This window comes from Streptomyces sp. NPDC003720, from assembly GCF_042875075.1.
Taxonomy (GTDB): Bacteria; Actinomycetota; Actinomycetes; order Streptomycetales; family Streptomycetaceae; genus Streptomyces.
Map to the genome: position 1 here is coordinate 59,608 of NZ_JBIANZ010000016.1, position 23,592 is coordinate 83,199.

Below are 23,592 nucleotides of genomic sequence, written 5' to 3' on the forward strand. Positions count from 1 at the left end.
CCGCAAGTTTGCTGAAACATTTCAGCAAGCGCCATCGGCGGTACCCCACACCCTTCGATGAAGAAGGAACCCCACATGGCACGCAGAACCCTCTTCGCGGCGGTCGCCCTCACGGCCGCCGCCCTTGTCATGACCCCGACGACCGCACAGGCGTCCCCGCCCGGCGCCAAGGACGTCACCGCGGTGCTCTTCGAGTGGAACTACGCCTCGGTGGCCCGCGAGTGCACCAGCACCCTCGGCCCCGCCGGCTACGGCTACGTCCAGGTCTCCCCGCCCGCCGAGCACATACAGGGCTCGCAGTGGTGGACCTCGTACCAGCCCGTCAGCTACAAGATCGCCGGCCGCCTCGGCAACCGCGCCGCCTTCCAGAACATGGTGAACACCTGCCACTCGGCGGGCGTGAAGGTCGTCGTCGACACGGTCATCAACCACATGTCGGCGGGCAGCGGCACCGGCACCGGCGGCTCGTCGTACACGAAGTACAACTACCCGGGCCTGTACTCGTCCTACGACTTCGACGACTGCACCTCCCAGGTCGGCAACTACCAGGACCGCTGGAACGTCCAGCACTGCGAACTGGTCGGGCTGGCCGACCTCGACACCGGCGAGGACTACGTCCGCAAGACCATCGCCGGCTACATGAACGACCTGCTCACCCTGGGCGTCGACGGCTTCCGCATCGACGCGGCCAAGCACATCGACAGCGCCGACCTCGCCAACATCAAGTCGCGGCTGACGAACCCCGGCGCCTACTGGAAGCAGGAGGTCATCTACGGCGCGGGCGAGGCCGTCCAGCCCACCGAGTACACCGGCAACGGCGACGTCCAGGAGTTCCGCTACGCCTACGACCTCAAGCGGGTCTTCAACAACGAGAAGCTGGCCTACCTCAGCAACTACGGCGAGGGCTGGGGCTACCTGAGCAGTGCCAGTGCCGACGTCTTCGTGGACAACCACGACACCGAGCGCAACGGCTCCACCCTCAACTACAAGAGCGGCGCCAACTACACCCTCGCCAACGTCTTCATGCTGGCCTGGCCCTACGGCGCCCCGGACGTCAACTCCGGCTACGAGTGGTCCGACGCGGACGCCGGCCCGCCCAACGGCGGCCAGGTCAACGCCTGCTGGCAGGACGGCTGGAAGTGCCAGCACAAGTGGCCGGAGATCATCGGCATGGTCCCCTTCCGCAACGCCACCCGGGGCCAGTCGGTCACCAACTGGTGGGACAACGGCAACAACGCGATCGCGTTCGGCCGGGGAAGCAAGGGCTACGTGGCCATCAACCACGAGTCCTCCACGCTGACCCGCACCTACCAGACCTCGCTGCCCGCGGGCAGCTACTGCAACGTCCAGAACAACACCACGGTGACCGTGAACTCCAGCGGCCAGTTCTCGGCCACCCTCGGCTCCAACACGGCCCTGGCCATCTACGCCGGCAAGTCGAGCTGCTGACGCGATGAGGCCCGTGCCGCCGCCCGCACGGCGGCACGGGCCAACTCGGTTGAAATTGCTTACCGATGCTTTCAAGCCTCTTGCTGCAACCCTTTCGCGGGCGGTACGGTCGCGCGGGCGCCCGGCATCGGAGCCGAGCCGCGGCGTGGGGTCGGACCCAGAAGAGCCGTAATCGCTAGGAGTTCCCGCCTGTGATACCGAGATGGCCGGCGCCCTCGACGCGCCGTACCCCGTACCGGCGCAGGGCCGCGGTCGTGACCGCAGCCGCCCTCGCCGCCGCCCTCGTGCAGCCGGTGTCCGCCCACGCGGACACACCGCCCGCGCCTCCCTCCGACGCCGCGCTGGCCGCCCAGGCCGCCCGGCACGACGACACGCGCGAGCAGTTCTACTTCGTCATGCCGGACCGTTTCGCCAACGGGGACGCCTCCAACGACAAGGGCGGACTCACCGGCTCGCGCCTGAGCACCGGCTACGACCCCACCGACAAGGGGTTCTACCAGGGCGGTGACCTCAAGGGCCTGACCAAGCGGCTCGACTACATCAAGGGGCTCGGCACCACCTCCATCTGGATGGCGCCGATCTTCAAGAACCGTCCCGTCCAGGGCGCCGGCGACAACGCCTCGGCCGGCTACCACGGTTACTGGATCACCGACTTCACCCAGGTCGACCCGCACTTCGGGACCAACAAGGACCTCGCGACCCTCATCTCCAAGGCGCACGCCAAGGGCATGAAGGTCTTCTTCGACGTCATCACCAACCACACCGCCGACGTCGTCGACTACCGGGAGAAGTCCTACGGCTACCTGTCCAAGGGCGCCTTCCCGTACCTGACGAAGGACGGCAGGCCCTTCGACGACGCCGACTACGCCGACGGCACGCGGAAGTTCCCGGCCACCGACGCCGGCTCCTTCCCCTACACCCCGAAGGTCACGAGCAGGAGCAAGGTCCCGGCCTGGCTCAACGACCCGACGATGTACCACAACCGGGGCGACTCGACGTACGCCGGCGAGTCCACCACCTACGGCGACTTCTCCGGCCTCGACGACCTGTGGACCGAACGTCCCGAGGTCGTCAAGGGCATGGAGAAGATCTACCAGCGGTGGGTCGGGGACTACGACATCGACGGTTTCCGCATCGACACCGTCAAGCACGTCGACATGGACTTCTGGACCCAGTGGGCGACCGCGCTGGACGCCTACGCGGCCGCGCACGGGCGGAAGAACTTCTTCATGTTCGGCGAGGTCTACTCCGCCGACACCTCCGTCACCTCCCCGTACGTCACCCAGGGCCGGCTGGACGCCACCCTCGACTTCCCCTTCCAGGACGCGGCCCGCGCCTACGCCTCCCAGGGCGGCAGCGCGCGGAAGCTGGCGAGCGTCTTCGGTGACGACTACAAGTACACGACCGACAAGGCCAACGCGTACGAGCAGGTCACCTTCCTCGGCAACCACGACATGGGCCGCGTCGGGTACTTCCTGAAGCAGGACAACCCCAAGGCCACCGACGCCGAGATCCTCAAGAAGGACAAGCTCGCCAACGAGCTGATGTTCCTCAGCCGCGGCAACCCGGTCGTCTACTACGGCGACGAGCAGGGCTTCACCGGCTCCGGCGGCGACAAGGACGCCCGCCAGACGATGTTCGCCTCGAAGGTCGCCGACTACCTCGACGACGACGAGATCGGCACCGCCCGCACCCACGCGAGCGACGCCTACGACACCGGCGCCCCGCTGTACCGGCAGATCGCCGCCCTCGCGAAGCTCCGCAAGGCCAACCCGGCGCTCACCGACGGGGTCCAGACCGAGCGCTACGCCGCCGACGGCGCCGGCGTCTACGCGTTCACCCGCACGGACGCGAAGACCGGCCAGGAGTACGTCGTCGCCCTCAACAACGCCGACGAGGCGAAGACGGCGACCTTCACCACCGGTTCGGCCGGCATGTCCTACCGCGGTGTCTACGGCGCCGACGACACCCGCGCCTCCGACGCCGACCGCCGGCTCACCGTCACCGTCCCGGCCGGCGCCACGGTCGTCTACAGGGCCGCGGGCGCCCTCGCCAAGCCCGCCACGAAGCCGGCCATCACCCTGACCGCACCGGCCGCCGGGGCGACCGGCACCGTCGAGCCGAGCGCGGACGTCGAGGGCGGGCGGCTCAACCGCGTCGTCTTCGCCGCACAGGTCGGCAACGGCAAGTGGCGCACGCTCGGCTCCGCCGACCACGCCCCCTACAAGGTCACCCAGGCCATCGGGGACGACGTGCCGGCCGGCACCGCCCTGCGCTACAAGGCGGTCGTGATCGACTCGGCCGGACACACCGCGAGCGCCACCGCGAGCAGCACCACCGGCGCCCCGGCCGCCCCGGAGGTCCCCACGGCCTCCTCCCGCGACTACGCGGTCGTCCACTACAAGCGCACCGAGGGCGACTACGCCGACTGGGGCCTGTACGCCTGGGGCGACCTCGCCGACGGCGAGGCGACGAACTGGCCCGCCAGCCACCCCTTCGTCGGCCGCGACGCCTACGGCGCCTTCGCCTACGTCAAGCTCAAGCCCGGCGCCTCCAACGTCGGCTTCCTGGTCATCGACAAGGACGGCAACAAGGACGTCTCCGCCGACCGGTCCATCGACGTCACCCGGACGGGTGAGGTCTGGATCGAGCAGGGCAAGGACGGCGTACTCACCGAGAAGCCCGACTACCCGGCCCAGGACACCGCCAAGGCGGTCGTCCACTACCACCGCGCCGACGGCGACTACGACGGCTGGGGCCTGCACGTCTGGACGGGCGCCGCGAACCCCACCGACTGGTCGAACCCCCTGAAGCCGGTGAAGACTGACGCCTATGGCGCGGTCTTCGAGGTTCCCCTCACCGAGGGTGCCACCAGCCTCAGCTACATCATCCACAAGGGCGACGACAAGGATCTCCCCACCGACCAGGCCCTCGACCTCAAGGCCGACGGGCACGAGGTGTGGCTGTTGAACGGGCAGGAGCAGCACCTGCTGCCGCAGCCCGCGGGCAGCGCCGCCGCCCTCGACCTGACCACCTCCAAGGCGGTCTGGATCGACCGGGACACCGTCGCCTGGAACGGCGCCGACGGCGCCGCCTCCACCCAGCTCCTGTACTCCCCGCACGGCTCCATCGCCGTCAAGGACGGGGCGCTGACCAGCGACGACGAGCACTGGCTGCGCCTGACCAAGACGGCGCTCACCGACGCCCAGAAGGCGAAGTTCCCGCACCTGAAGAACTACACCGCCTGGTCCGTCGACCCGCGTGACCGGGACCGGGTGCGCGCGGCCCTGAACGGGCAGCTCGTGGCCTCGCAGCGGGCCGCCAACGGCGCCGTGCTGGCCGCGACCGGCGTGCAGATCGCCGGGGTGCTGGACGACCTGTACCCCGCTGCGACGAAGGCCGCCCTCGGGCCGACCTTCCACGACGGCAGGCCGACGCTCGCCGTCTGGGCGCCGACCGCGCAGAGCGTCCACCTCGACCTCGACGGCAAGGCCGTGAGGATGCACCGCGACGCCGCCACCGGCGTCTGGTCCGTCACCGGCCCGGCGTCCTGGAAGGGCAAGCCCTACCGGTACGTCGTGAAGGTGTGGGCGCCCAGCGTCCGCAAGCTGGTCACCAACAAGGTCACCGACCCGTACTCGGTCGCCCTGACCACCGACTCCGAGCGCAGCCTCGTCGTCGACCTGAACGACAAGTCCCTCTCCCCGAGCGGCTGGGCGGGGCTGAGCAAGCCCAAGGCGGTGCCGCTGAAGGACGCGCAGATCCAGGAGCTGCACATCCGGGACTACTCGGTCGCCGACAAGACGGTCCCGGCCAAGGACCAGGGCACCTACCTGGCCTTCACCGACAAGAACAGCGACGGCTCGAAGCACCTGCGCGCGCTGGCGAAGTCCGGCACCTCGTACGTGCACCTGCTGCCGGCCTTCGACATCGCCACCATCCCCGAGAAGAAGGCCGACCAGGCGAGCCCCGACTGCGACCTGGCCTCCTACCCGGCCGACTCCGACAAGCAGCAGGAGTGCGTGGCGAAGACCGCCGCAAAGGACGCCTACAACTGGGGCTACGACCCGTACCACTACACGGTCCCCGAGGGCTCGTACGCCACCGACCCCGACGGCACCGCCCGTACCGTCCAGTTCCGGAAGATGGTGCAGGCGCTCAACCAGGATGGCCTGCGGGTCGTCATGGACGTCGTCTACAACCACACGGCCGCCAGCGGCCAGGCCGACACCAGCGTGCTGGACCGGATCGTGCCCGGCTACTACCAGCGGCTCCTCGCCGACGGCTCGGTCGCCAACAGCACCTGCTGCGCCAACACCGCGACCGAGAACGCGATGATGGGCAAGCTGGTCGTGGACTCGATCGTCACCTGGGCCAAGGAGTACAAGGTCGACGGCTTCCGCTTCGACCTCATGGGCCACCACCCGAAGGCCAACATCCTCGCGGTCCGCAAGGCCCTCGACGCGCTGACCGTCAAGAAGGACGGCGTCGACGGCAAGAAGATCATCCTGTACGGAGAGGGCTGGAACTTCGGCGAGGTCGCGGACGACGCGCGCTTCGTGCAGGCCACGCAGAAGAACATGGCCGGCACCGGCATCGCCACCTTCTCCGACCGGGCCCGTGACGCGGTCCGCGGCGGCAGCCCCTTCGACTCCGACCCCGGCGTCCAGGGCTTCGCCTCCGGTCTGTACACCGACCCCAACTCCTCCACGGCCAACGGCACCGAGGCGGAGCAGAAGGCCCGGCTGCTGCACTACCAGGACCTGATCAAGGTCGGCCTGAGCGGCAACCTCGCCAAGTACCGCTTCACCGACTCGGCCGGCAAGGAGGTCACCGGCGCCCAGATCGACTACAACGGCGCCCCGGCGGGTTACGCGGCCGCGCCCGGCGACGCCCTCGCCTACGTGGACGCGCACGACAACGAGTCGCTGTTCGACGCCCTGACCTACAAGCTCCCCAAGGACACCTCCGCGTCCGACCGGGCCCGCATGCAGGTCCTGGCGATGGCCACGGCCGCCCTCTCGCAGGGCCCGGCGCTCTCCCAGGCGGGCACCGACCTGCTGCGCTCGAAGTCGCTGGACCGCAACTCCTTCGACAGCGGCGACTGGTTCAACGCCATCCACTGGAACTGCGCGGACGGCAACGGCTTCGGGCGCGGACTGCCCATGGCGGCCGACAACGAGTCCAAGTGGCCGTACGCCAAGCCGCTGCTGAGCACGGTGAAGGTGGGCTGCCCGCAGATCACCGGTGCTTCGGCCGCCTACCAGGACCTGCTGCGCATCCGTACCTCGGAGAAGGCCTTCTCCCTCGGCACGGCCGCACAGGTGCAGGACCGGCTGTCCTTCCCGCTGTCGGGCAAGGACGAGACGCCCGGCGTGATCACCATGCGACTCGGTGACCTGGTCGTCGTCTTCAACGCCACCCCGCAGCGGCAGGAGCAGCGGATCGGCGCCCTCGCCGGCGGCCACTTCCGGCTGCACCCGGCGCAGGCCAAGGGCGCCGACCCGGTGGTGAGGACCGCCTCCTTCGCGACCGGTACGGGCACGTTCAGCGTCCCGGCGCGGACCGTGGCGGTGTTCAGCCGGCCGGCCGAGTAGGGTCGGGCCGACGCCGAGAACAGGAGTGCTCATGCCGCAGATCACCGTCGACTACTCCGGAACGCTGGAGGACGCCTTCGACCGCGCCGGCTTCGCGCGGGCGCTGCACGAGGCGACCGTCGGGATCGCGACGGCGAAGCCGGAGGCCTGCAAGACGCAGTTCCGGCCGAGCGCGCACACGGCGTACGGGTACGAGGACCCGGCGGACCACGGGCACGCGATCGTGCACGTGACCATCGGGCTCCTCGCCGGCCGCAGCGACGAGACGAAGGCACGGCTCACCGAGGCCGTGCTGGAACTGCTCGGTGAGCACATCGGCGAAGGGGGCCCGCGCGTGCACGGGTCCGCCGAGGTCCGCGACCTCGACCCCTCCTACCGGAAGTTCGACCGGTAAGGATCTGGCGCCCCGGCCTAGGAGGCCAGGGCGATGAGCCGGCCGACGAGCTCCGCGAAGGGGCCGTCGGCCGGTTCGTTCCGCACCATCGTGCGCAGCAGCCGCCCCATGTCCGCGTCGTGGGCGGCGCTGACGGCGGCCAGGGCGGCGAAGTCGTGCACGAGCTGGACCTCCAGTTCGGCACGCGGGACGCGCCGGCCGTCCAGCCAGATCAGCGCCGTCGCCTCGGCCAGCGAGATCCAGCTCCGGACGACCAGTTCCAGGCGCGGGGGAGCGTCGGTGACGCCGAGGTGCGCGAGCATCTGCTCGTACGCGGCCTGGCGCACCGAGTCGATCAGCGCGTTGGTGGTGGAGGAGCCCACCGCCGGGCCGCCGCGCATGAGCGCCGAGAAGCCCGGGCCGTGCTCGTCCACGAAGTCGAAGTAGCGGCGCATCACCCGCAGCAGCCGGGCGCCGAGCGGGCCTTCGTGCGGCTCGGCGAAGCGGCTCGCCAGATCCTCCGAGGCGCGCTTCAACGCGGCCTCGTACAGGCTGAGTTTGCCGGGGAAGTAGTGGTAGACCAGCGGGCGCGAGATACCCGCGGCGGCCGCTATCTCGTCGATGGAGACCTCGTCCGGCGAGCGCCTGCTGAACAGGTCCAGGGCGACACCGATCAGCTGCTGCCGCCGCTCCTCCACGCCCATCCTGCGGCGAACCCCGGTAGTCATACGAACACCTTACCGATCGAATTCGGCCGTCGGCGTTCACATGTCGAGCACCAGCCGGTCGCTCCTGGCCCGTGACACACAGATCAGCATCGAGTCCGCACGCTCCGCGTCCGTCAGCAGCTCGTCCCGGTGGTCCACCTCGCCCTCCAGGACCCGCTGTTGGCAGGTCCCGCAGAAGCCCTGCTCGCAGGAGTAGGCGGTGTCCGGCAGTTCGCGGCGCACGGCGGCCAGCATGGAGGAGCCGGCCGGCACGGTCAGCGTCCGCCCGCTGCGCCGCAGCTCCAGCTCGAACCCGGCGTCCCCCGCGGCGGACGCGCCGGCGGCGAACCGCTCCAGGTGCAGCGCGGCGCCCCGGGGCAGCCGCGCCTCCACCGCCGCCATCAGCCCCTCGGGCCCGCAGCAGTACACCGCCGTGCCCTCGGGGACACCGGCGAACAGCGCGTCCAGGTCCGGGCGTCCGTCCTCGTCCTCGGCGACGAGCGTCAGCCGGTCCCCGGCGAGTTCCCGCACCCGCTCCAGATACGGCATCGAGGCCCGCGTCCGCCCGCCGTACAGCAGCCGCCACTCGGCGCCGTCCGGCAGGGCGCTCAGCATCGGCAGGATCGGGGTGATGCCGATGCCGCCGGCGACGAACACGTACGAGGGCGCGGGGCGGAGCGGGAAGCGGTTCCGGGGGCCGCGCACCTCCAGTTCCATCCCCTCGGCGAGCCGCTCGTGCACCTCACGCGAGCCGCCCCGCCCGTCCGCCACCAGCCGGGTGGCCAGCGTGTACGAGGAGGCGTCCGCCGGGTCGCCGCACAGCGAGTACTGCCGTACCAGACCCGACGGCAGCACCAGGTCCAGATGCGCACCGGGCTCCCAGCGCGGCAGGCCGGGCCCCTCCAGACGGAGCTGCACGACGCCCTCGGCGATCGTCTCGATCCCGGTGAGCAGCGGCCGCAGGGCGCCGGCGCGGGGACGGCCGGAGACCGGCGGGTCCAGGGCGGGCAGCGGCCACAGCGGAGAGGCCCGCACGCGGCGGCGCAGCGCCCGCCGGGTCAGCACGGCGGCGCCCGCGACCAGTGCGACGGTCAGCGGCTTCGGCATCACGACCCGCCCTTCCGCGCGGCCGACGCGGCGGGGGAGACGGCCAGATAGGCGACGGCCTGGGCCGTGGAACCCTCCTGCGAGGGATGGTAGGAGCGGCTGAGATAGCGGGGGACGGAACGCAGCATGGCGCCGGCGGTGGGCAGCGTGCCCCGGCGGCCGCTGCGGTAGAACTCCCCGAAGGAGGCCCTGCCGTCCACGAGGGTGGGGTCGTTCTCCATGAAGAAGCGCGCCCCGCGCTGCCAGAGGAACACCAGCGCGCCGAAGGCGGCCGCCCAGGTGCGCGCCCGGCGCCGGTAGCCGCCGTCGAGGTGCTGGAAGAGGTCGAAGGCCACCGAGCGGTGCTCGACCTCCTCGGCGCCGTGCCAGCGCAGCAGGTCCAGCATGGTCGGATCGGCGCCCCGCCGGTCCAGTTCACCGGCGTTCAGCACCCAGTCGCCGAGGAACGCCGTGTAGTGCTCGATGGCCGCGATGAGCGCGACCCGCTCCAGCAGCCACCACCGGCGCGCCCGGCCCGGCGGCAGGGTGCGGTCGCCGAGCAGCTTCTCGAAGAACCAGTCGACCTGCGCGGTGTACGGCGTCGGGTCGAGCCCCTGCTCCCTGAGGTGCGGCAGGACCTCGTCGTGGGCCTGGGAGTGCATCGCCTCCTGGCCGATGAAGCCGATGACGTCCTCGCGGAGCCGGTCGTCCCGGATCAGCGGCAGCACCTGCTTGTACACGTGCACGAACCACCGCTCACCGGCGGGCAGCAGCAGGTGCAGCACGTTGATGGTGTGGGTGGTGAACGGGTCGCCGGGCACCCAGTGCAGCGGTGTGTCCTGCCAGGAGAAGGACACGTCGCGGGCCTTGAGAGGTATCCGCTCGGACTCCACCGGCCGGGCCTGCTTGTTGGACATGGCGTCAATGTACTGACGGGTAGGCCCGCTGAGAACCCCTTCGCGCCGCCTTGTTGACGCCACTGTCAACTAGCTCTCCCGATCACCGGCCTAGCGCAGCCCGCCGATCGTCCTGCCGTCCTTCAGCGTCCCGTTCAGATCGGCCCGCGTGCCCTGGCCGGCCTTGACCGCCAGCAGCGGCCCCTGGCCGGCCGCGGTGATCCCGCCGCTCGCCCGGATCGCGGTGACGTCCGGGCCGCCCGCGGCCAGCAGGTACCAGTCCCCGGTCCTCGCCTTCCACAACACCCCGGCCAGCACCTGCGGATCGCGGGGGCCGCAGGCCGCCACATCGGCGCCCTTGGCGACGACCGCCCCGGCAGTCCGGCCCGGCGTCCGGAACTGGGCCAGCGCCGCCGTACCGCCGCCGCGCCAGGTCTCGGCCCTGGTGCACACCCACTGGCCCGCACCGCTCCCGTCGGGCAGCCGCTGCTCGGCGAACGCCCAGGCGTTGACGCCCCGCACCCCCACCGAGCGCTCCGTGGCCAGCGAGCAGGCGAACGGCGCCCAGGCGTGCAGCCCCTCGGCCCCGGCCGCCTCGACGGGGGCGCCCGGGCGTCCGGCGGTGAGATGGGCCGGCACCAGCTCGCCCAGGTCGGTGTGGAGCTGATCGCCCGAGGGGCCGGTGAGCTGGAGGACGTTCCACGAGGTGCAGCCGCCGGTCCGCAGCGCCGGGCTGGCCAGCGGCGCGGTGACGCCGTCGGTGACGGGGAGCGGCAGCGGGGCCGCGTCCGGCTTCATCAGGTCCCGCTGCGCGGCCCCGCGCACCCAGGGAGCGGTCAGATAGCGCACGTTGCCGTCGGAGCGGCCGAGCACCAGCGCGCTCGCCTCGGTGCCGGTCGCGCCGTCGACCCGGGCGAAGTCCAGGGCCGCTCCCACCGTGCCGTCCCTTGGCTCGGCGTAGCGGGCGATGCGCAGCCCGTCGTAGAGGATCACGACGCGCGCGCTGTCCACGTCGCCCGCGTACAGCAGCTGGGGCGGTCCCGCCGGACCGCCGGTCCGGGTGCCCGGCGTCGCGGAGACCCGGACCGTCTCGCCGGGCCGGGCCCAGACGGCGAGGGCGCGGCGCAGCAGCGCCCGGTCGCCGGTGAGCGTGCCGCGTGCCGGCCACACGGAGAAGTCGGTGCGGGCGGCGGACCGCCAGGCGGCCGGGGCGACCCGGACCAGCTTGCCGGGATCCAGGGCCGCTTCGGCGGCCGGGTTCCGCGCGTAGAGCGGCGCGGCGGCGCCGTCGGGGCCCCAGCCGCCGCCCGGCAGGGTCACCAGCGCCCCGCACACCGCGAGCGCGGCCGCCGCGGCGAGCGCCGCCTTGGTGTGCTGGCGGCGGCGCACCAGGTCGGTGGGCCTGGCCTGCAGCGAGCAGGGGTCGAATTCCGGGGAGTGGAGCAGGGCGTCCTGCGCGGGCACCCCGTTGGCCTCGGTCAGCGCGGCCTCGGGCCGGTCGGCGCCGGCGGACGCGAGGATCCCGCGGACGGCCGAGTCCGGCAGCCGCTCCAGGCCGCGCAGCACGTACGCAGCGCGGGCCGGGCCGGAGAGCGCCGAGAGCCGCTGGTCCAGTGCGAGTTCGTCGGCCCCGCCGGACCTCGGGAACAGCCGCAGGCCCCACACCCGGGGGAGCAGCGGGGGCGGTGTCGACAGCCGCGGCCGGCGCCTGCGGGCCGCCGCCAGCGCCGTACGCACGACCTCCTGCCGGACGAACGCGTACCCCGGGTCGCCGTCCCGGCCCGCGGACTGGGCCGGGATCACGGACTTCCGCCGGCGGCCCCGGGGCAGGGCGCGCTGGACGAGGGCGTGTGCCGTCAGCACCCGGCGGCCGCGGCCGAGGCCGGGTGGCAGGACCAGGTAGGCGAGCCGGACCAGCCGCGGGTAGTGCTCGACGAGCGCGGCCTCGGCCTGGTCGACGCCGACCTCCGGACCGGCCGCGGTTTTCGTGTGACGCTGGGCTACATCCTGTGACTGCACATCCCGGTGAACGAGCGAGCCGTCGGCAGGTCACCGCGGGGCGGGCGGCGTACCGCGGGCGGGCCGCCGGGGCGGCTCACTCCTCCGGTTCGACCAGCAGGCGCGCGTAGTTGGCCATCGACCGCTGGTAGCGGGGCAGGTGCGGGGCGAGGGCGCCGAGCACCAGGGACAGGCCCTCGCGGTCGCGGCCCAGGCTGGACAGGCACAGGGCGAGACAGGCGCGCACCGCGTCGTCCAACTCGTCCGACGGGGCGTCGAGTTCAGGAGTGAGCAGGGCGACCCCCTCCTCCGCCCGCCCGGTGTTCCGCAGCGAGCTGGAGAGCTGGATCCGCGCCCGGCGGCCCTTGTAGCCGTCGAGCCCCCGCGCCAGCGCCTCCCGGTACAGCGGAACCGCCCGGTCCGAGTGACCGGTGGAGTCCCAGGCGCAGGCCTGCTCGAACGGGCCCAGCGGGCTGCCCTCCGGCAGCTCGGCCACGAGCTTGTCGATCAGGTCGCGGAACTCCTGCGCGCGCTCCTCCGGATAGTCGTCGAAAGAGGCCCAGGCGGCGGTCACGCGGTCTTCCCAGTCTTGGTTCACCGGAGCACCCTCGCACATCCGTGCCCGTCACCGCGCCGCATTTGAGCGCACCGGGCGCCGCGGCCGTATCCGTTGGGCGGGGCCCCGTGCCGGGGCTCCACGCGGCATGCTGGGGCGTACCAGGACCGGAGGAACGATGAGGGTGACACGTGCGGTGCTCGGCGCCGCGGCCGTACTGGCGCTGGCGGGCTGCGGGGCGGGCGGGGAGGGCGAGAAGGTGCCGCCCACCGCGACCGGCAGCCTGGAGAGCCTGGCCGCCGAGGTGCGGTGCAAGCCGAACATGCAGACCGACGCCGACGAGATCCGCCAGGCCCTCTGCCGCAACGGCGACGGCAGGTTCGTCCTCGCCACCTTCGCCACCGACCGCGGCCAGCGCGAGTGGATCAACGACGCCAAGGACTACGGCGGTTACTACCTGGTCGGCCGCAAGTGGGTCGCCGTCGGCGACGACGGCGTCGTGAAGGCGCTGCGCGGCACGCTCGGCGGCGACGTGGAGATCGGCACGGACCACCACGCGCACAGCGGCTGAGCCGGCCGCGCGGACACGGCGGAGGCCGGTGGCGGGAGGGACCCGCCACCGGCCTCTTTCAGTCCGCGCGCCTCGGGGGATCAGGCGCAGTTCTGACCGCGGTTGACGCAGTTCGCGATCTTGTTGGCCAGTCCGCCGGTCGTGACGCTGATGAAGTCGTCGTGGTCGGTGGCCGGCTTGTGCAGCTGTTCGGGGAAGCCGTCCACCGCGTAGGCGTTCTTCACCTGGCCGTTCTGGACGGTCGGCGGGGTGATGTTGTACACGAGGCGCATCGTGAGCTGCGGAATGGCCTTGAAGCCGTTCTGGCAGTTGCCGTTCGCGTCGGCGAAGGCCACGTGCGTGCGGTGGTTGGCGCTGTCGACGTTCTGCCCGTCCCAGCAGCTCTGGAAGGCGAACGTGCGCACCACCTTGCTGCCCTGCGGGCAGATCGGGTACTGCGTGGTCAGCTGCACCTTGTTCTCGAAGCCGGTGCAGCTCCAGTGCGCGTTGGCGTTGGCCAGGCCGTTGGTGGTGGTCTTGGCGTCACCGGTGATGATCCGCAGGAACTGCGGCATCGCGACGACCTTGGAGGTGGGGCTGCCCACGTACTTGATCTGGGCCTGGGCCGGCACCAGGATCTTGCCGACGTTGCCCTCCTTGCCGCCGCCGTCCGCGTTCTGGTCGAAGTCCTGCGAGCCGTCCTGCACCCGGACCACGGGCCAGTAGTACGACGACAGGTCGTTCCTGTTCTGGCAGCTCGTGCCGCCCTGGAGGAACGTGTTGTTGCTGGAGAACGCGTTGACCTTCTGGTTGCCGACGTAGTCGTGCAGGTGGTGGGCGCCGTTGGTCACGCCGGGGGCCACGATCACGTTGTCGGTGTTGTGGTTCTTGTTCGCGTTCACGCCGCAGCGCGTGGTGAACGTGCCGGTCGACGCGTTGCGGGACTTGCGGGGCTTGGCCTGCACGTTCGCCTGCACCTTGGTGATGTCGACGAAGTCGGCCGCGGCCGGGCCGTTGCCGGCCTGCCCGCCGTTGTTCTGCTGCTGCCCGTTGTTGCCCTGCTGCTGGCCGCCCTGTTGTTGACCGCCCTGCTGCTGGCCACCGTTCTGCTGCTGGCCGCCCTGCTGCTGCCCGCCTTGCTGCTGGCCGCCCTGTTGTTGACCGCCCTGCTGCTGGCCGCCGTTCTGCTGCTGGCCGCCGGTGGTCTGGTTGGCGTTCTGCGCCGTGCAGGTGGCCAGGGTGTCCAGGTCGCCGGGGGCGGTGCCGCCGACGCGGGTGATCTCCAGCCTGATCCGGTCCAGGATGGCCTTCCGCCGGTCCTGGAGCGGCTGCAGGATGGAGTTCTGGACGAAGCTGGTGTCTCTGGCCTGCGCGTCCCGCGTGGTCGCCAGACGCTGGTAGGCGTCGGTGATCTGGCGGTCGAGGTTGGACAGCTCCCCGGCGACCTCGCCCCGCGCCTGGTTCGGCACGTTGGTCAGCTTCTGGCCCACGTCCGGACACGAGATCGTCGCGACCTGCGCCGTCGCGGCCTTGGTCTGGTTGCCTCCCCACGACTGGTTGTTCGACTCGTGCGCCGAGGCGTAGAAGTTCGCCCAGATCAGCCCGCCCCCACCGAGCGCTAGGGCCGCCGATGCGGCTATGGCCTTGTTGGCCAGCGGCGTACGGCGTTTTCGTGTGTTGCGTCCCATGGAACTCCTCTGACTTCCTTGCGGGGCAGCATCGAGGCGCCCGACAGGAGTGAAGCGGCGTCCTTCCATACGGACGCCGCCCCGGAGGTGTTCAGCCGTCTCCCGAAACAGCCGGCGGAACGCCATGCGACTCGGGCCTCAAATGGCCTATGACCAGCGGTAGTTGACTTTCGAATCACCGGCCGCGGTCGAGGTACGCCAGCACCGCCAGTACGCGCCGATTGTCGTCGTCCGACACCTCGAGACCCAATTTGGTGAAGATGTTGGAGGTGTGTTTGGCGATGGCCCGTTCCGTCACCACGAGCTGACCGGCGATCGCCGCGTTCGAGCGGCCCTGCGCCATCAGCTCCAGCACCTCCAGCTCGCGCGGGGTGAGATGGGCGAGCGGACGGTCGTCCGCCGCCCGCCGCGACAGCAGCTGCTGGATCACCTGCGGGTCCATCGCCGTGCCGCCGGCGGCCACCCGCCGGACCGCGTCCACGAACTGGTCGGCGTCGAACACCCGGTCCTTCAGCAGGTACCCCACCGCGCCGCTGCCGTCGGCCAGCAGCTCACGCGCGTAGAGCTGCTCGACGTGCTGGGACAGCACCAGCACCGGCAGCCCGGGCCGCTCCCGCCGGGCCCGCAGCGCGCACTGCAGGCCCTCGTCGGTGTGCGTGGGCGGCAGGCGTACGTCGACGACGGCGACGTCCGGCTTCAGCTCCGCGAGGGCGCGGTCGAGTTCGGGACCGGACTCGACGGCCGCCACGATCTCGAAGTCGTAGGCCTCCAGCAGCCGGACCAGTCCGTCGCGCAGCAGGAAGAGGTCTTCGGCTAGGACAACGCGCACGGGAGCTCCATGGTGACCAGGGTGGGGCCGCCGGCGGGGCTGCTGACGGCCAGGACGCCGTCGAATGTACCCAGCCGCCGCTCCACCCCGGCCAGCCCGGACCCCGCGCCGATCGCCGCGCCGCCCCTGCCGTTGTCGGTGACCGTGATCCGCAGCATCCCGTCGGCGTGGTGCAGGTCCACCCAGAGCCGGTCGGCGCCGGAGTGCTTGACGGCGTTGGTGAGCACCTCGCTGACCGCGAAGTAGGCGGCGGACTCCACCGGCGCGTCCGCCCGGCCGGGCAGCTCCACGGCCACCTCGCTCGGCACCGGCAGCCGCAGCGCCAACGCCCGCACCGCGTCCCCGAGTCCGCGCTCGGCCAGCACCGGCGGATGGATGCCGCGGACCAGGTCGCGCAGTTCCTCCAGCGCCTCCACGGAGTTGCGCCGGGCCTGGGTGAGGAGCCGCTTGGCCTGCGCCGGGTCCTTGTCGAGCAGCATCTCGACGGTGCCGAGGTCCATGCCCATCGCGACCAGCCGGGCCTGCGCGCCGTCGTGCAGGTCCCGCTCGATGCGGCGCAGCTCGGCGGCCGAGGTGTCCACGGCGTCGCGCCGGGTCTCGGTCAGCACCCGCACCCGCTCGGCGAGTTCGCCCCGGTCCGCGCCGAGGACGTTCCGGGTGAGGCGGAAGTGCGCGGTCAGCAGACGGGGGGCGAGGTGGTAGGCGGCGACCAGCAGGACCACCGCGGTGGCGGCGGCGCCGAGCGCGCTCGGCTGGTCGGTGACCGGCACGAAGCCGTACCAGTACGTCCCGCCGTCCGCGAGCACCCGCCACAGCCCCGCGGCGACCGCGAAGCCCTCGAACGGGTACAGGCACAGCACCGCGGGCAGCAGCGCCGTGACGAAGCCCGCCGTCATGTCCACCGGCAGCCACAGCAGGTCCCGCCGCACCTGGCGGTCCCGGAGCATCGTGAAGGTGCGTGTCCAGGGGTTGGCGCCGGCGGGCAGGGGCCGGTACGCCGACGGGATCGGCACCCCGCCCCACTCGGCCGCGAGCCGGCGCCGGGTGTCCGCGACGTCCCGCACCCCGCCGAGGATCCAGGGGGTCGTGACGATGCCGATGCCGATCGGTATGAGCGCGATGGAGACGAGGCTCAGGGTCAGGCACAGCACCGTGACGGGCAGCGTCGCCACGGCCAGTACGAGCCCCCGTACGGCGGCGAGTGCGGCGTCCCGTGCCCGCGCGCGCACCGTGCCGCCCTTCGTGTCGGTAGTCATGCGGCCAGTCTGGCCGACCCCCGGGCGGCGGTCACTCGCCCGAAGCCCCCGGTCAGGAGGTGGTGCCAGGTACACCCCGGGCCGCGGCGAGCACCTGCGCCTCCACCCGCGGGTCGACGCCCACCGAGGTCCGGTCGGACCGCTGCGGCGCCGTGCCCCCGATACCGGTCAGCCACCGCCAGGTGTCCGCGACGGTCTCGCCCGCGGGCCGGCACTCCAGTCCCGTGGCCAGGGCGCGGGAGACGTCCGAGCGGTGCACGGCGTCGTACATCTCGCCGTCCGGCGGCACCCACACCGGCAGCCCGGTCCACGGCTCGATCCCGGCATCCAGGATCAACCGCGGCTCGGTCCAGCACAGTTCGGCGTCCGCGCCGGTCACCCGGACGCATGCCTCGAGCAGCTCGCCCATGGTGGCCGTGCCCGGCGGCCCGACCAGGTCGTACGGGCCGCTCAGCCCCTGTTCCACCGCGCCCAGCAGCCAGCCGGCGAGGTCGCGCACGTCGATGTACTGCACGGCCAGGCCGCGCGGCCCCGGCGCCAGGACCGGGCCGCCGCGGGCGATCCGGTTCAGCCACCAGGGCAGCCGGCCCACGTTCTCGTACGGGCCGAGGATCAGCCCGGCCCGGACCAGCAGCGAGTCCTCGGCGCCGAAGGCCTCCACCGCCGCCAGTTCGCCGCCCCGCTTGTCCCGCGCGTAGTCGGTCGCGGCGGCGCCGGCGGCGGCGCCCTCGACCAGCGGCGCGTCCTCACGGGCGCCCCTGGGCCACGGCCAGGCGTACACCGACCGGCTGGAGACGTAGACGTACCGGCCGGCGCGGCCGTGCAGCAGCCGCGCCGCGTCCCGGACCGCCCGGGGCGCGGCCGACCAGGTGTCGACCACCGCGTCCCAGGCGCCGTCGTCGCCCGCGAGGGCGGCGAGCCCGTCGGGCGCGGTGCGGTCGCCGTGCAGCGACCGCACGCCCGGGGGAGGCGCGTGCCGTCCCCGGTGGAAGACGGTCACCTCCCAGCCGCGCGCGAGCGCGGCCTCCACGACGGTCCTGCCCACGAACTCGGTCCCGCCCAGCACCAGAAGTCTCATGCCGGCGAGCGTGCCCGGTACCGGCCCGCGGAGGGAAGGGCTGTCTGCCGAGGGCAGACGGCCGGGCTCAGTCCCCGGTGGCCGGTGTGTACTTGTAGCCGACCCGGCGCACCGTCTGGATCGACCGGCGGTGCCGCTCGCCCAGCTTGCGGCGCAGCCGGGCGATGTGGACGTCGACGGTGCGGCCGTCGCCGACGTGGCCGTAGCCCCACACCGTGGTGACGAGCTGGTCGCGGGTGTGCACCCGGTTCGGGTGCGCCACCAGGTGCGCCAGCAGCTCGAACTCCAGGTAGGTGAGGTCGAGTTCGCGGCCGTCGACGCTGACGGTGCGCTGCACCGGGTCGATCCGCACCCGCGGGTCGCCGTCCGCCCCGGCCGCCGGGTCCTGCGCCGCCGCGGGCCCGTCGGGCAGCGCGACCGGGAGGAACGGCGGCCGCTGGTCGGCCGGGACCAGCACCAGGTAGCCGACCATCGGCGGCTGTCCGGGCAGGGTGGGCAGGGTGTGCTGGGGAGCGGGCAGCCAGGTGGCGCCCGGCGGCAGGAAGTCCGCGACGTCCACGACCTCGTCCCGGTCGACGGACCGCAGCCGGTGCCGGGGGCCGCTCTGGGAGGGCGCGGGAAGGGTGGCGGTGGAGAGGGAACGAGTGGTCGCCATGAGAGGTCAGCTCTTTCGCGCGAGGAGTTCGTCGGAAGGTGCGGCGGCCGCGATTCGTGGTCGGGCGCGCCGGGAGACGTACGTCGTTCCGCGCTGGCCGAAGGCCGGGGTGTACGGCTTTAGAGGGCCCGCGCGTTCGCCGCGCGGCAACACACCCGGTCGAAGTCGTGGTGCTGACGGGAGGGCCAGAACGGCTCGAGGTCGTGACGACCCGTCGCGGTGCGGTTCTGGAAGCTGGCCATGGGCCCATTGAAGCAGACGCGGGCCATCGGCAGGAGCCCTCTCTCACAGCTTGGACGCCCGGTCCGCTCGGGGCGGTCTCCGCGTGCGGGCGGCCGGGGACGCCTCAGGGGCGCCCGCCGTCCTGGCGGGCGCCCCTGAGGGGAAGCGGTGCGGATCAGACCTGGCCGGCCTTCTCCAGCGCGGAGCAGCAGGTGTCCACCAGCAGGCGGGTCACCACGTACGGGTCGACGTTGGCGTTGGGGCGGCGGTCCTCGATGTAGCCCTTGCCGTCCTTCTCGACCTGCCACGGGATGCGGACCGAGGCGCCGCGGTCCGACACGCCGTAGGAGTACTCGTTCCACGGAGCGGTCTCGTGCAGGCCGGTGAGGCGGTCGTCGATGCCGGCGCCGTAGTTCTTGACGTGGTCCAGCGGCTTGGAGCCCTCACCGAGGGACTCGCACGCGGTGATGATCGCGTCGTAGCCCTCGCGCATCGCCTTGGTGGAGAAGTTGGTGTGCGCGCCGGCGCCGTTCCAGTCGCCCTTGACCGGCTTGGGGTCCAGGGTCGCGGAGACGCCGAAGTCCTCGGCGGTGCGGTACAGCAGCCAGCGGGCCACCCAGAGCTGGTCGGAGACCTCCAGCGGGGCGAGCGGGCCGACCTGGAACTCCCACTGGCCGGGCATGACCTCGGCGTTGATGCCGGAGATGCCCAGGCCCGCCTTCAGGCAGTTCTCCAGGTGCGCCTCGACCACGTCGCGGCCGAAGATCTCGTCGGCGCCGACACCGCAGTAGTAGCCGCCCTGCGGGGCCGGGAAGCCGTTCTCGGGGAAGCCCAGCGGGCGGGCGCCGTCGAAGAAGGTGTACTCCTGCTCGATGCCGAAGATCGGCTCCTGGGCGGCGAACCGCTCGGAGACCTCGGCCAGCGCGGCGCGCGTGTTGGACCGGTGCGGGGTCATGTCGATGTCGAGGACCTCGCACAGCACGAGGATGTCGTCGCCGCCGCGGATCGGGTCCGGGCAGGTGTAGACCGGCTTGAGCACGCGGTCCGAGGAGTGGCCCTCGGCCTGGTTGGTCGAGGAGCCGTCGAAGCCCCAGATCGGCAGCGCGTCGAGACCGGCCTGAGCACCCGTGATGATCTTCGTCTTGGAACGCAGCTTGGCCGTCGGCTCGGTGCCGTCGATCCAGATGTACTCAGCCTTGAAGGTCACGGGGGGCCACATCCTTAGGGGGCGGGTCGGGTGCGCTCGGGGTGCTCGCGGCGCTGCGGCGCCGGGGCGCCGCGTCGATCTGCCCGGCAGCCTGTCAACAGGCAGTTTCCCGTCCATTGCCCGCATGTGAACCCCGTGTTACCTGCCCGTCCTGTGGCCGGACTCACGCGGTGAGGCGGCGCGCGGTTGCGTACGACGAGGGGTGCGGGAGCCGGTGAGGCGGCGCGCGGGCCGCGAGGCGCCGGGCCGGGCACGCCGCCTGTTCCTCCTGTGCCCGGCGTCCTGCTCCGCCGGGCACAAGGCGGCGTACCCCTCGCCCTGCCGGTGCCTCGCGGCCCGCGCCTCACCGGCCGGGCCTCACCCCACCTTCTCGATGAGCGCGCGGCGGATGAGGAACTTGCCGGGTTCCCGGACCTGTTCGAAGGCGGCGTTGTTCAGCAGCGCGCAACTGCCGCTGACCGAGGTGACCTTCACCGTCGTGGACTTGTTGTTGTCCAGGTTGGTGACCTTCAGGGTGGTGCCGGCCGGGAACTGGTTGCTGGACGCGGCCGGGGCGCCCCCCTCGCCGGACAGCGTGACGGTCGAGCCCTTGCACACCTGCTGGCCCGAGGCCGCGGCGCCGCCGCCGTTCCCGCCGGCCGCCGGGTCCGAGGGCGGCGCGGACTGCTGCGCCCCGCCGGCCTGCGCGCCCGCCCCCTGCTGCGCGCCGGCTCCCTGTTGTCCGTTGCCCTGCTGCCCGTTGCCCTGCTGGCCGCCCTGTGCCGCCTGGGAGCCCTGAGCCGACTCCCCAACGGTGCATCCGGCGGCCTTCTGCTGGACCTCGATCTGCTTGAGGACGGCCTCGCGGTTGGCGATCCGGGCCGCCGACTGCGCGTCCGGGTTCGCCTTCTGGTCCGCGATGAACCGGTCGTTGTTGCCGTGGGCCGTCGCCAGCCCCTGGCACACCGTCGAGTCCCCGGCGGACAGCGTCCGGGCGTTCTGCGGGCTCTGCGCGGCGTTCGAGGTGGACGCCAGCGCGAAGGCCCCGCCGCCCGCCACCGCCGCGGCGCTGACGAGCAGCGCGAGCTTCTTCTTCGTGCCGAGAGTTCTCCTGCGCGACATGCGCGCCTCCTGAAGAGGTAGGGGAGCGTACGCCGCTATGTACGAGATCCCGAACAGGGTTACTCAGCGGTCACCGGAGTTCGTCCAAGTAACCTGCGTCACAGCAGGGTTGAGTTTCGTTCAGCCCCTGCTCCGGGACACCGCGTCCCGCACGGCCTCCTCGGACCGGCCCACCAGGGCGGTCCCGTCGTCCGCCGTGATGATCGGCCGCTGGATCAGCTTCGGGTGCGCGGCGAGGGCGGCGATCCACCGGTCCCGCGCGCCCTCGTCCCGCGCCCAGTCCTTGAGCCCCAGCTCCTTGGCGGCGGCTTCCTGGGTGCGGGTGATGTCCCACGGCTCGAGCCCGAGCCGGTCCAGCACGGCCCTGATCTCGTCCTCGCTCGGCACGTCCTCCAGATAGCGGCGGACGGTGTAGTCGGCCCCCTCGGCGTCGAGCAGGCTGATGGCGCTGCGGCACTTGGAACAGGCCGGGTTGATCCAGATCTCCATGCGGCACACCGTACGCGAGGACCGGACCGGCGCCCGCCGCCCGGCCGCCTCGGAGCGCCGGGGATGTTCGATTTTCCGCGACCTCATGCGCACCTTGCGGAACTGCCGTGACGGTGCGACAACTTCCGCTCTCACCTGCGCATTCGAGGTCCGCTCGGACTGCCTGAATGTCAGTGCCCGGCAGTAGAATGGGAGCAGTGTTCGAGGAAATCGCCGGAGACCTTCCGGCGGACGCCCTGACCGCGACAGGAGGATGCCCGTGCCCGCTGCCGCCCTGAAGTCCAAGCCGCTGCCGACCCAGTCCACCGCCAAGCGCGCCGTCCGGCTCGACTCGCCCTACGCGCCGGCGGAGAAGCGCCCGCTGCCGGCCGGGCGGCCCCGCGAGTGGTACGTCACCCACAACCGGCGCCTGAAGGCCATGCGCCTCGCCATAGCCCTGCTCGACACCGGCGTCTACCTGCCGAACCAGGCCCACGACGAGGCGATCCGCGGCACCGCCGAGCGGATCGGCGTGCACCCGCCGTCCGCCACCACGTGCCACATGGTGCGGGCGCTGATGCGCTACACCCGGTGAGGAACGGCGCCGGGTGCCCCGGGCCGGCGCGGGGCACCCGGACCGTCAGGCCGACAACTCCCGCTCCAGCGGGGTGCGGAACCGCGGGGTGACCCTCGTCGCGCCCAGCCAGCCGCGCAGCCGTTCCGCCTCCGCCGCCACCCCCGGCTCCGCCTCCCGGCGAACGCCGGCGTCCGCGATCCGCCACACGATCCCGCCGTCCGCGCGCTGCGCCCAGCCGCCCACCACCCGGCCGTTCCACCACACGGTCGGGCCCACGTTGCCGCTGCGGTCGAAGAGCTCCGGGCGCAGCTCGTCCGGCAGGTACCAGTCGCGCCGCTGCCAGGCCATGGCCGTCGGGTCCAGCGCCGGCAGCAGGGCCGCCCAGGGCCGGCCGGGAGCCGCCACCGGGTCCAGGTCCCCGGCCGCCACGAACCCCGTGCCCTCCTCCAGGGCGACCTCGTGCGCGCCGATCGCGGCCAGGGCGCGGCGCACCTCCGTCACCCGCCACCCGGTCCACCACTTCAGGTCCGCCTCCGTCGCGGGCCCGCAGGCCCGCAGCCAGCGCTCCAGCAGACCGGCCTGCGCCGCCGCCGGGTCCAGCTCCGGGTGCGGCGGCGCCGGCGCCCAGCGGAACCGGCTGGACGTCCAGGAGCCGAGCGGGCGGCCCCGGACCACCTTGCCCTCCACGCCGAGCACCCGCAGCAAGCGCGAGGAGACCGTGTGGACCCCCTCGTAGCTCCTGCCCGCCGCGTACGGGAACTGCACCCGCAGCCTCGGCTCGTCCGCCGTCAGCTCCGCGGCCGTCGCCTGCCCGCGCCGGGCCAGCGCCGCCAGCGCGGACGCCTCCACCTCCGCCAGCCAGGCCGCGTCCGGGGCGCCCGCCGCGGCCATGTCCTTGACCAGCGAGGCGCGTTCCCGCGCGGCCACCGTGAGCCCCGTCGACGCGTGCACCACGGCGGTCAGCTCGGTGGGGAACACGAACACCGTGTGCCGCATGCCGTGCATACGGACCAGCGTCCGGTCCTCGTACAGCGCGCGTTCCGTCTCCGGCACCGCCCTCGCCGCGTCGGCCAGCCGCGCCGCCACCGCCAGGTACACCGTCGCCGGGTCGGTGCCGTGCAGGGCCACCAGGGCGCCGGCCACCTCCTCGGGGACCGCCGCCCGCGCCGTGTCCGCGAGCCGGTGGCGCAGCGCCAGCCGCGCCCGCCGCTCCGCCGTACCGATGCGCCGCCGTCCGTCGCCCATACCGGCCTCCCCGTCGCTCACCGTGCCGTCCCCGGCATCCTCGCCGACCCGGCC

At 72.5% G+C, this 23,592-nt stretch carries 20 protein-coding genes; 5 read left to right on the forward strand and 15 right to left on the reverse strand.

The genetic code is table 11. The features are described 5' to 3' along the window. Window positions 1-75 precede the first annotated feature (75 nt). The 3 genes from ACFYU0_RS33625 to ACFYU0_RS33635 all read left to right on the forward strand — a co-directional run bounded on the left by ACFYU0_RS33625 (window position 76) and on the right by ACFYU0_RS33635 (window position 7,440). Window positions 76-1,449 carry an alpha-amylase family protein gene (locus tag ACFYU0_RS33625; RefSeq protein ID WP_389306116.1) on the forward strand — a complete coding sequence of 458 codons (1,374 nt, stop codon included), beginning with the start codon at window positions 76-78 and terminating at the stop codon, window positions 1,447-1,449. Window positions 1,450-1,640: 191 nt separating this feature from the next. Beyond that, window positions 1,641-7,046, forward strand: a complete 5,406-nt coding sequence (pulA, locus tag ACFYU0_RS33630; protein WP_389306118.1) for a pullulanase-type alpha-1,6-glucosidase — start codon at window positions 1,641-1,643, stop codon at window positions 7,044-7,046. A gap of 31 nt (window positions 7,047-7,077) precedes the next feature. After that, window positions 7,078-7,440, forward strand: coding sequence for a 5-carboxymethyl-2-hydroxymuconate Delta-isomerase (locus tag ACFYU0_RS33635; RefSeq protein WP_389306120.1), 363 nt, complete (start codon window positions 7,078-7,080; stop codon window positions 7,438-7,440). Window positions 7,441-7,457: 17 nt separating this feature from the next. On the opposite strand, the gene ACFYU0_RS33640 is transcribed toward ACFYU0_RS33635, so the two are convergent. The 5 genes from ACFYU0_RS33640 to ACFYU0_RS33660 form a co-directional block, all read right to left on the reverse strand. After that, a complete protein-coding gene (locus ACFYU0_RS33640) occupies window positions 7,458-8,147 on the reverse strand; it encodes a TetR/AcrR family transcriptional regulator (RefSeq protein WP_389306122.1) in 690 nt (229 codons plus the stop codon). Between the two features lie 36 nt (window positions 8,148-8,183). Next, window positions 8,184-9,233, reverse strand: coding sequence for a PDR/VanB family oxidoreductase (locus ACFYU0_RS33645; protein ID WP_389306124.1), 1,050 nt, complete (start codon window positions 9,231-9,233; stop codon window positions 8,184-8,186). Further along, window positions 9,233-10,129 carry a metal-dependent hydrolase gene (locus ACFYU0_RS33650; protein WP_351670613.1) on the reverse strand — a complete coding sequence of 299 codons (897 nt, stop codon included), beginning with the start codon at window positions 10,127-10,129 and terminating at the stop codon, window positions 9,233-9,235. The genes ACFYU0_RS33645 and ACFYU0_RS33650 overlap by 1 nt, the downstream gene beginning before the upstream one ends. Before the next feature lie 90 nt (window positions 10,130-10,219). Beyond that, window positions 10,220-12,127 carry a hypothetical protein gene (locus ACFYU0_RS33655; protein ID WP_389306126.1) on the reverse strand — a complete coding sequence of 636 codons (1,908 nt, stop codon included), beginning with the start codon at window positions 12,125-12,127 and terminating at the stop codon, window positions 10,220-10,222. Window positions 12,128-12,203: 76 nt separating this feature from the next. Next, entirely contained in the window at window positions 12,204-12,722 is a 519-nt protein-coding gene (locus ACFYU0_RS33660) for a tetratricopeptide repeat protein (protein WP_389306128.1), read from the reverse strand. A gap of 118 nt (window positions 12,723-12,840) precedes the next feature. Between ACFYU0_RS33660 and ACFYU0_RS33665 the strand changes: the two genes are divergently transcribed. Next, window positions 12,841-13,233, forward strand: coding sequence for a hypothetical protein (locus tag ACFYU0_RS33665; protein WP_351670622.1), 393 nt, complete (start codon window positions 12,841-12,843; stop codon window positions 13,231-13,233). 80 nt (window positions 13,234-13,313) lie between these two features. On the opposite strand, the gene ACFYU0_RS33670 is transcribed toward ACFYU0_RS33665, so the two are convergent. The 9 genes from ACFYU0_RS33670 to ACFYU0_RS33710 form a co-directional block, all read right to left on the reverse strand. Further along, entirely contained in the window at window positions 13,314-14,900 is a 1,587-nt protein-coding gene (locus ACFYU0_RS33670; RefSeq protein WP_389306131.1) for a DUF1996 domain-containing protein, read from the reverse strand. Between the two features lie 175 nt (window positions 14,901-15,075). Next, on the reverse strand, window positions 15,076-15,729 hold the full coding sequence (locus ACFYU0_RS33675) for a response regulator transcription factor (protein WP_351670628.1): 654 nt from the start codon (window positions 15,727-15,729) through the stop codon (window positions 15,076-15,078). After that, window positions 15,714-16,985, reverse strand: coding sequence for a sensor domain-containing protein (locus ACFYU0_RS33680; protein ID WP_351670631.1), 1,272 nt, complete (start codon window positions 16,983-16,985; stop codon window positions 15,714-15,716). The genes ACFYU0_RS33675 and ACFYU0_RS33680 overlap by 16 nt, the downstream gene beginning before the upstream one ends. Window positions 16,986-17,037: 52 nt before the next feature. Beyond that, window positions 17,038-18,063: an NAD-dependent epimerase/dehydratase family protein gene (locus tag ACFYU0_RS33685; protein ID WP_351670634.1), complete on the reverse strand. Its 1,026-nt coding sequence runs from the start codon at window positions 18,061-18,063 to the stop codon at window positions 17,038-17,040. Between the two features lie 67 nt (window positions 18,064-18,130). Beyond that, window positions 18,131-18,718: a winged helix-turn-helix domain-containing protein gene (locus ACFYU0_RS33690; RefSeq protein ID WP_351670637.1), complete on the reverse strand. Its 588-nt coding sequence runs from the start codon at window positions 18,716-18,718 to the stop codon at window positions 18,131-18,133. 119 nt (window positions 18,719-18,837) lie between these two features. Then, window positions 18,838-18,960, reverse strand: a complete 123-nt coding sequence (locus ACFYU0_RS33695) for a hypothetical protein (RefSeq protein ID WP_268894189.1) — start codon at window positions 18,958-18,960, stop codon at window positions 18,838-18,840. A gap of 155 nt (window positions 18,961-19,115) precedes the next feature. After that, window positions 19,116-20,147 (reverse strand): glutamine synthetase, encoded by a 1,032-nt coding sequence (gene glnII, locus ACFYU0_RS33700; RefSeq protein WP_351670641.1) that lies wholly within the window; start codon window positions 20,145-20,147, stop codon window positions 19,116-19,118. Between the two features lie 357 nt (window positions 20,148-20,504). Continuing rightward, window positions 20,505-21,248 (reverse strand): hypothetical protein, encoded by a 744-nt coding sequence (locus ACFYU0_RS33705; RefSeq protein WP_389306135.1) that lies wholly within the window; start codon window positions 21,246-21,248, stop codon window positions 20,505-20,507. A 120-nt stretch (window positions 21,249-21,368) separates the two neighbouring features. Continuing rightward, on the reverse strand, window positions 21,369-21,737 hold the full coding sequence (locus tag ACFYU0_RS33710; RefSeq protein ID WP_351670647.1) for an arsenate reductase family protein: 369 nt from the start codon (window positions 21,735-21,737) through the stop codon (window positions 21,369-21,371). Between the two features lie 259 nt (window positions 21,738-21,996). Here ACFYU0_RS33710 and ACFYU0_RS33715 point away from each other — a divergent pair, with 259 nt between their 5' ends. Then, a complete protein-coding gene (locus ACFYU0_RS33715; protein ID WP_389306137.1) occupies window positions 21,997-22,311 on the forward strand; it encodes a hypothetical protein in 315 nt (104 codons plus the stop codon). Between the two features lie 45 nt (window positions 22,312-22,356). Here ACFYU0_RS33715 and ACFYU0_RS33720 read toward each other — a convergent pair whose 3' ends face one another. Next, window positions 22,357-23,538, reverse strand: a complete 1,182-nt coding sequence (locus ACFYU0_RS33720; RefSeq protein WP_389306194.1) for a winged helix DNA-binding domain-containing protein — start codon at window positions 23,536-23,538, stop codon at window positions 22,357-22,359. Between the last annotated feature and the right edge of the window lie 54 nt (window positions 23,539-23,592).

What these genes read in the sequence shown, in the direction of transcription:
- ACFYU0_RS33625 (WP_389306116.1), top strand. Translation starts at nt 76, where the DNA reads ATGGCACGCAGAACCCTCTTCGCGGCGGTCGCCCTCACGGCCGCCGCC.
- ACFYU0_RS33635 (WP_389306120.1), top strand. Translation starts at nt 7,078, where the DNA reads ATGCCGCAGATCACCGTCGACTACTCCGGAACGCTGGAGGACGCCTTC.
- ACFYU0_RS33640 (WP_389306122.1), bottom strand. Translation starts at nt 8,147, where the DNA reads ATGACTACCGGGGTTCGCCGCAGGATGGGCGTGGAGGAGCGGCGGCAG.
- ACFYU0_RS33645 (WP_389306124.1), bottom strand. Translation starts at nt 9,233, where the DNA reads ATGCCGAAGCCGCTGACCGTCGCACTGGTCGCGGGCGCCGCCGTGCTG.
- ACFYU0_RS33650 (WP_351670613.1), bottom strand. Translation starts at nt 10,129, where the DNA reads ATGTCCAACAAGCAGGCCCGGCCGGTGGAGTCCGAGCGGATACCTCTC.
- ACFYU0_RS33660 (WP_389306128.1), bottom strand. Translation starts at nt 12,722, where the DNA reads ATGTGCGAGGGTGCTCCGGTGAACCAAGACTGGGAAGACCGCGTGACC.
- ACFYU0_RS33665 (WP_351670622.1), top strand. Translation starts at nt 12,841, where the DNA reads ATGAGGGTGACACGTGCGGTGCTCGGCGCCGCGGCCGTACTGGCGCTG.
- ACFYU0_RS33670 (WP_389306131.1), bottom strand. Translation starts at nt 14,900, where the DNA reads ATGGGACGCAACACACGAAAACGCCGTACGCCGCTGGCCAACAAGGCC.
- ACFYU0_RS33680 (WP_351670631.1), bottom strand. Translation starts at nt 16,985, where the DNA reads ATGACTACCGACACGAAGGGCGGCACGGTGCGCGCGCGGGCACGGGAC.
- ACFYU0_RS33685 (WP_351670634.1), bottom strand. Translation starts at nt 18,063, where the DNA reads ATGAGACTTCTGGTGCTGGGCGGGACCGAGTTCGTGGGCAGGACCGTC.
- ACFYU0_RS33690 (WP_351670637.1), bottom strand. Translation starts at nt 18,718, where the DNA reads ATGGCGACCACTCGTTCCCTCTCCACCGCCACCCTTCCCGCGCCCTCC.
- ACFYU0_RS33695 (WP_268894189.1), bottom strand. Translation starts at nt 18,960, where the DNA reads ATGGCCAGCTTCCAGAACCGCACCGCGACGGGTCGTCACGACCTCGAG.
- ACFYU0_RS33705 (WP_389306135.1), bottom strand. Translation starts at nt 21,248, where the DNA reads ATGTCGCGCAGGAGAACTCTCGGCACGAAGAAGAAGCTCGCGCTGCTC.
- ACFYU0_RS33710 (WP_351670647.1), bottom strand. Translation starts at nt 21,737, where the DNA reads ATGGAGATCTGGATCAACCCGGCCTGTTCCAAGTGCCGCAGCGCCATC.
- ACFYU0_RS33720 (WP_389306194.1), bottom strand. Translation starts at nt 23,538, where the DNA reads ATGGGCGACGGACGGCGGCGCATCGGTACGGCGGAGCGGCGGGCGCGG.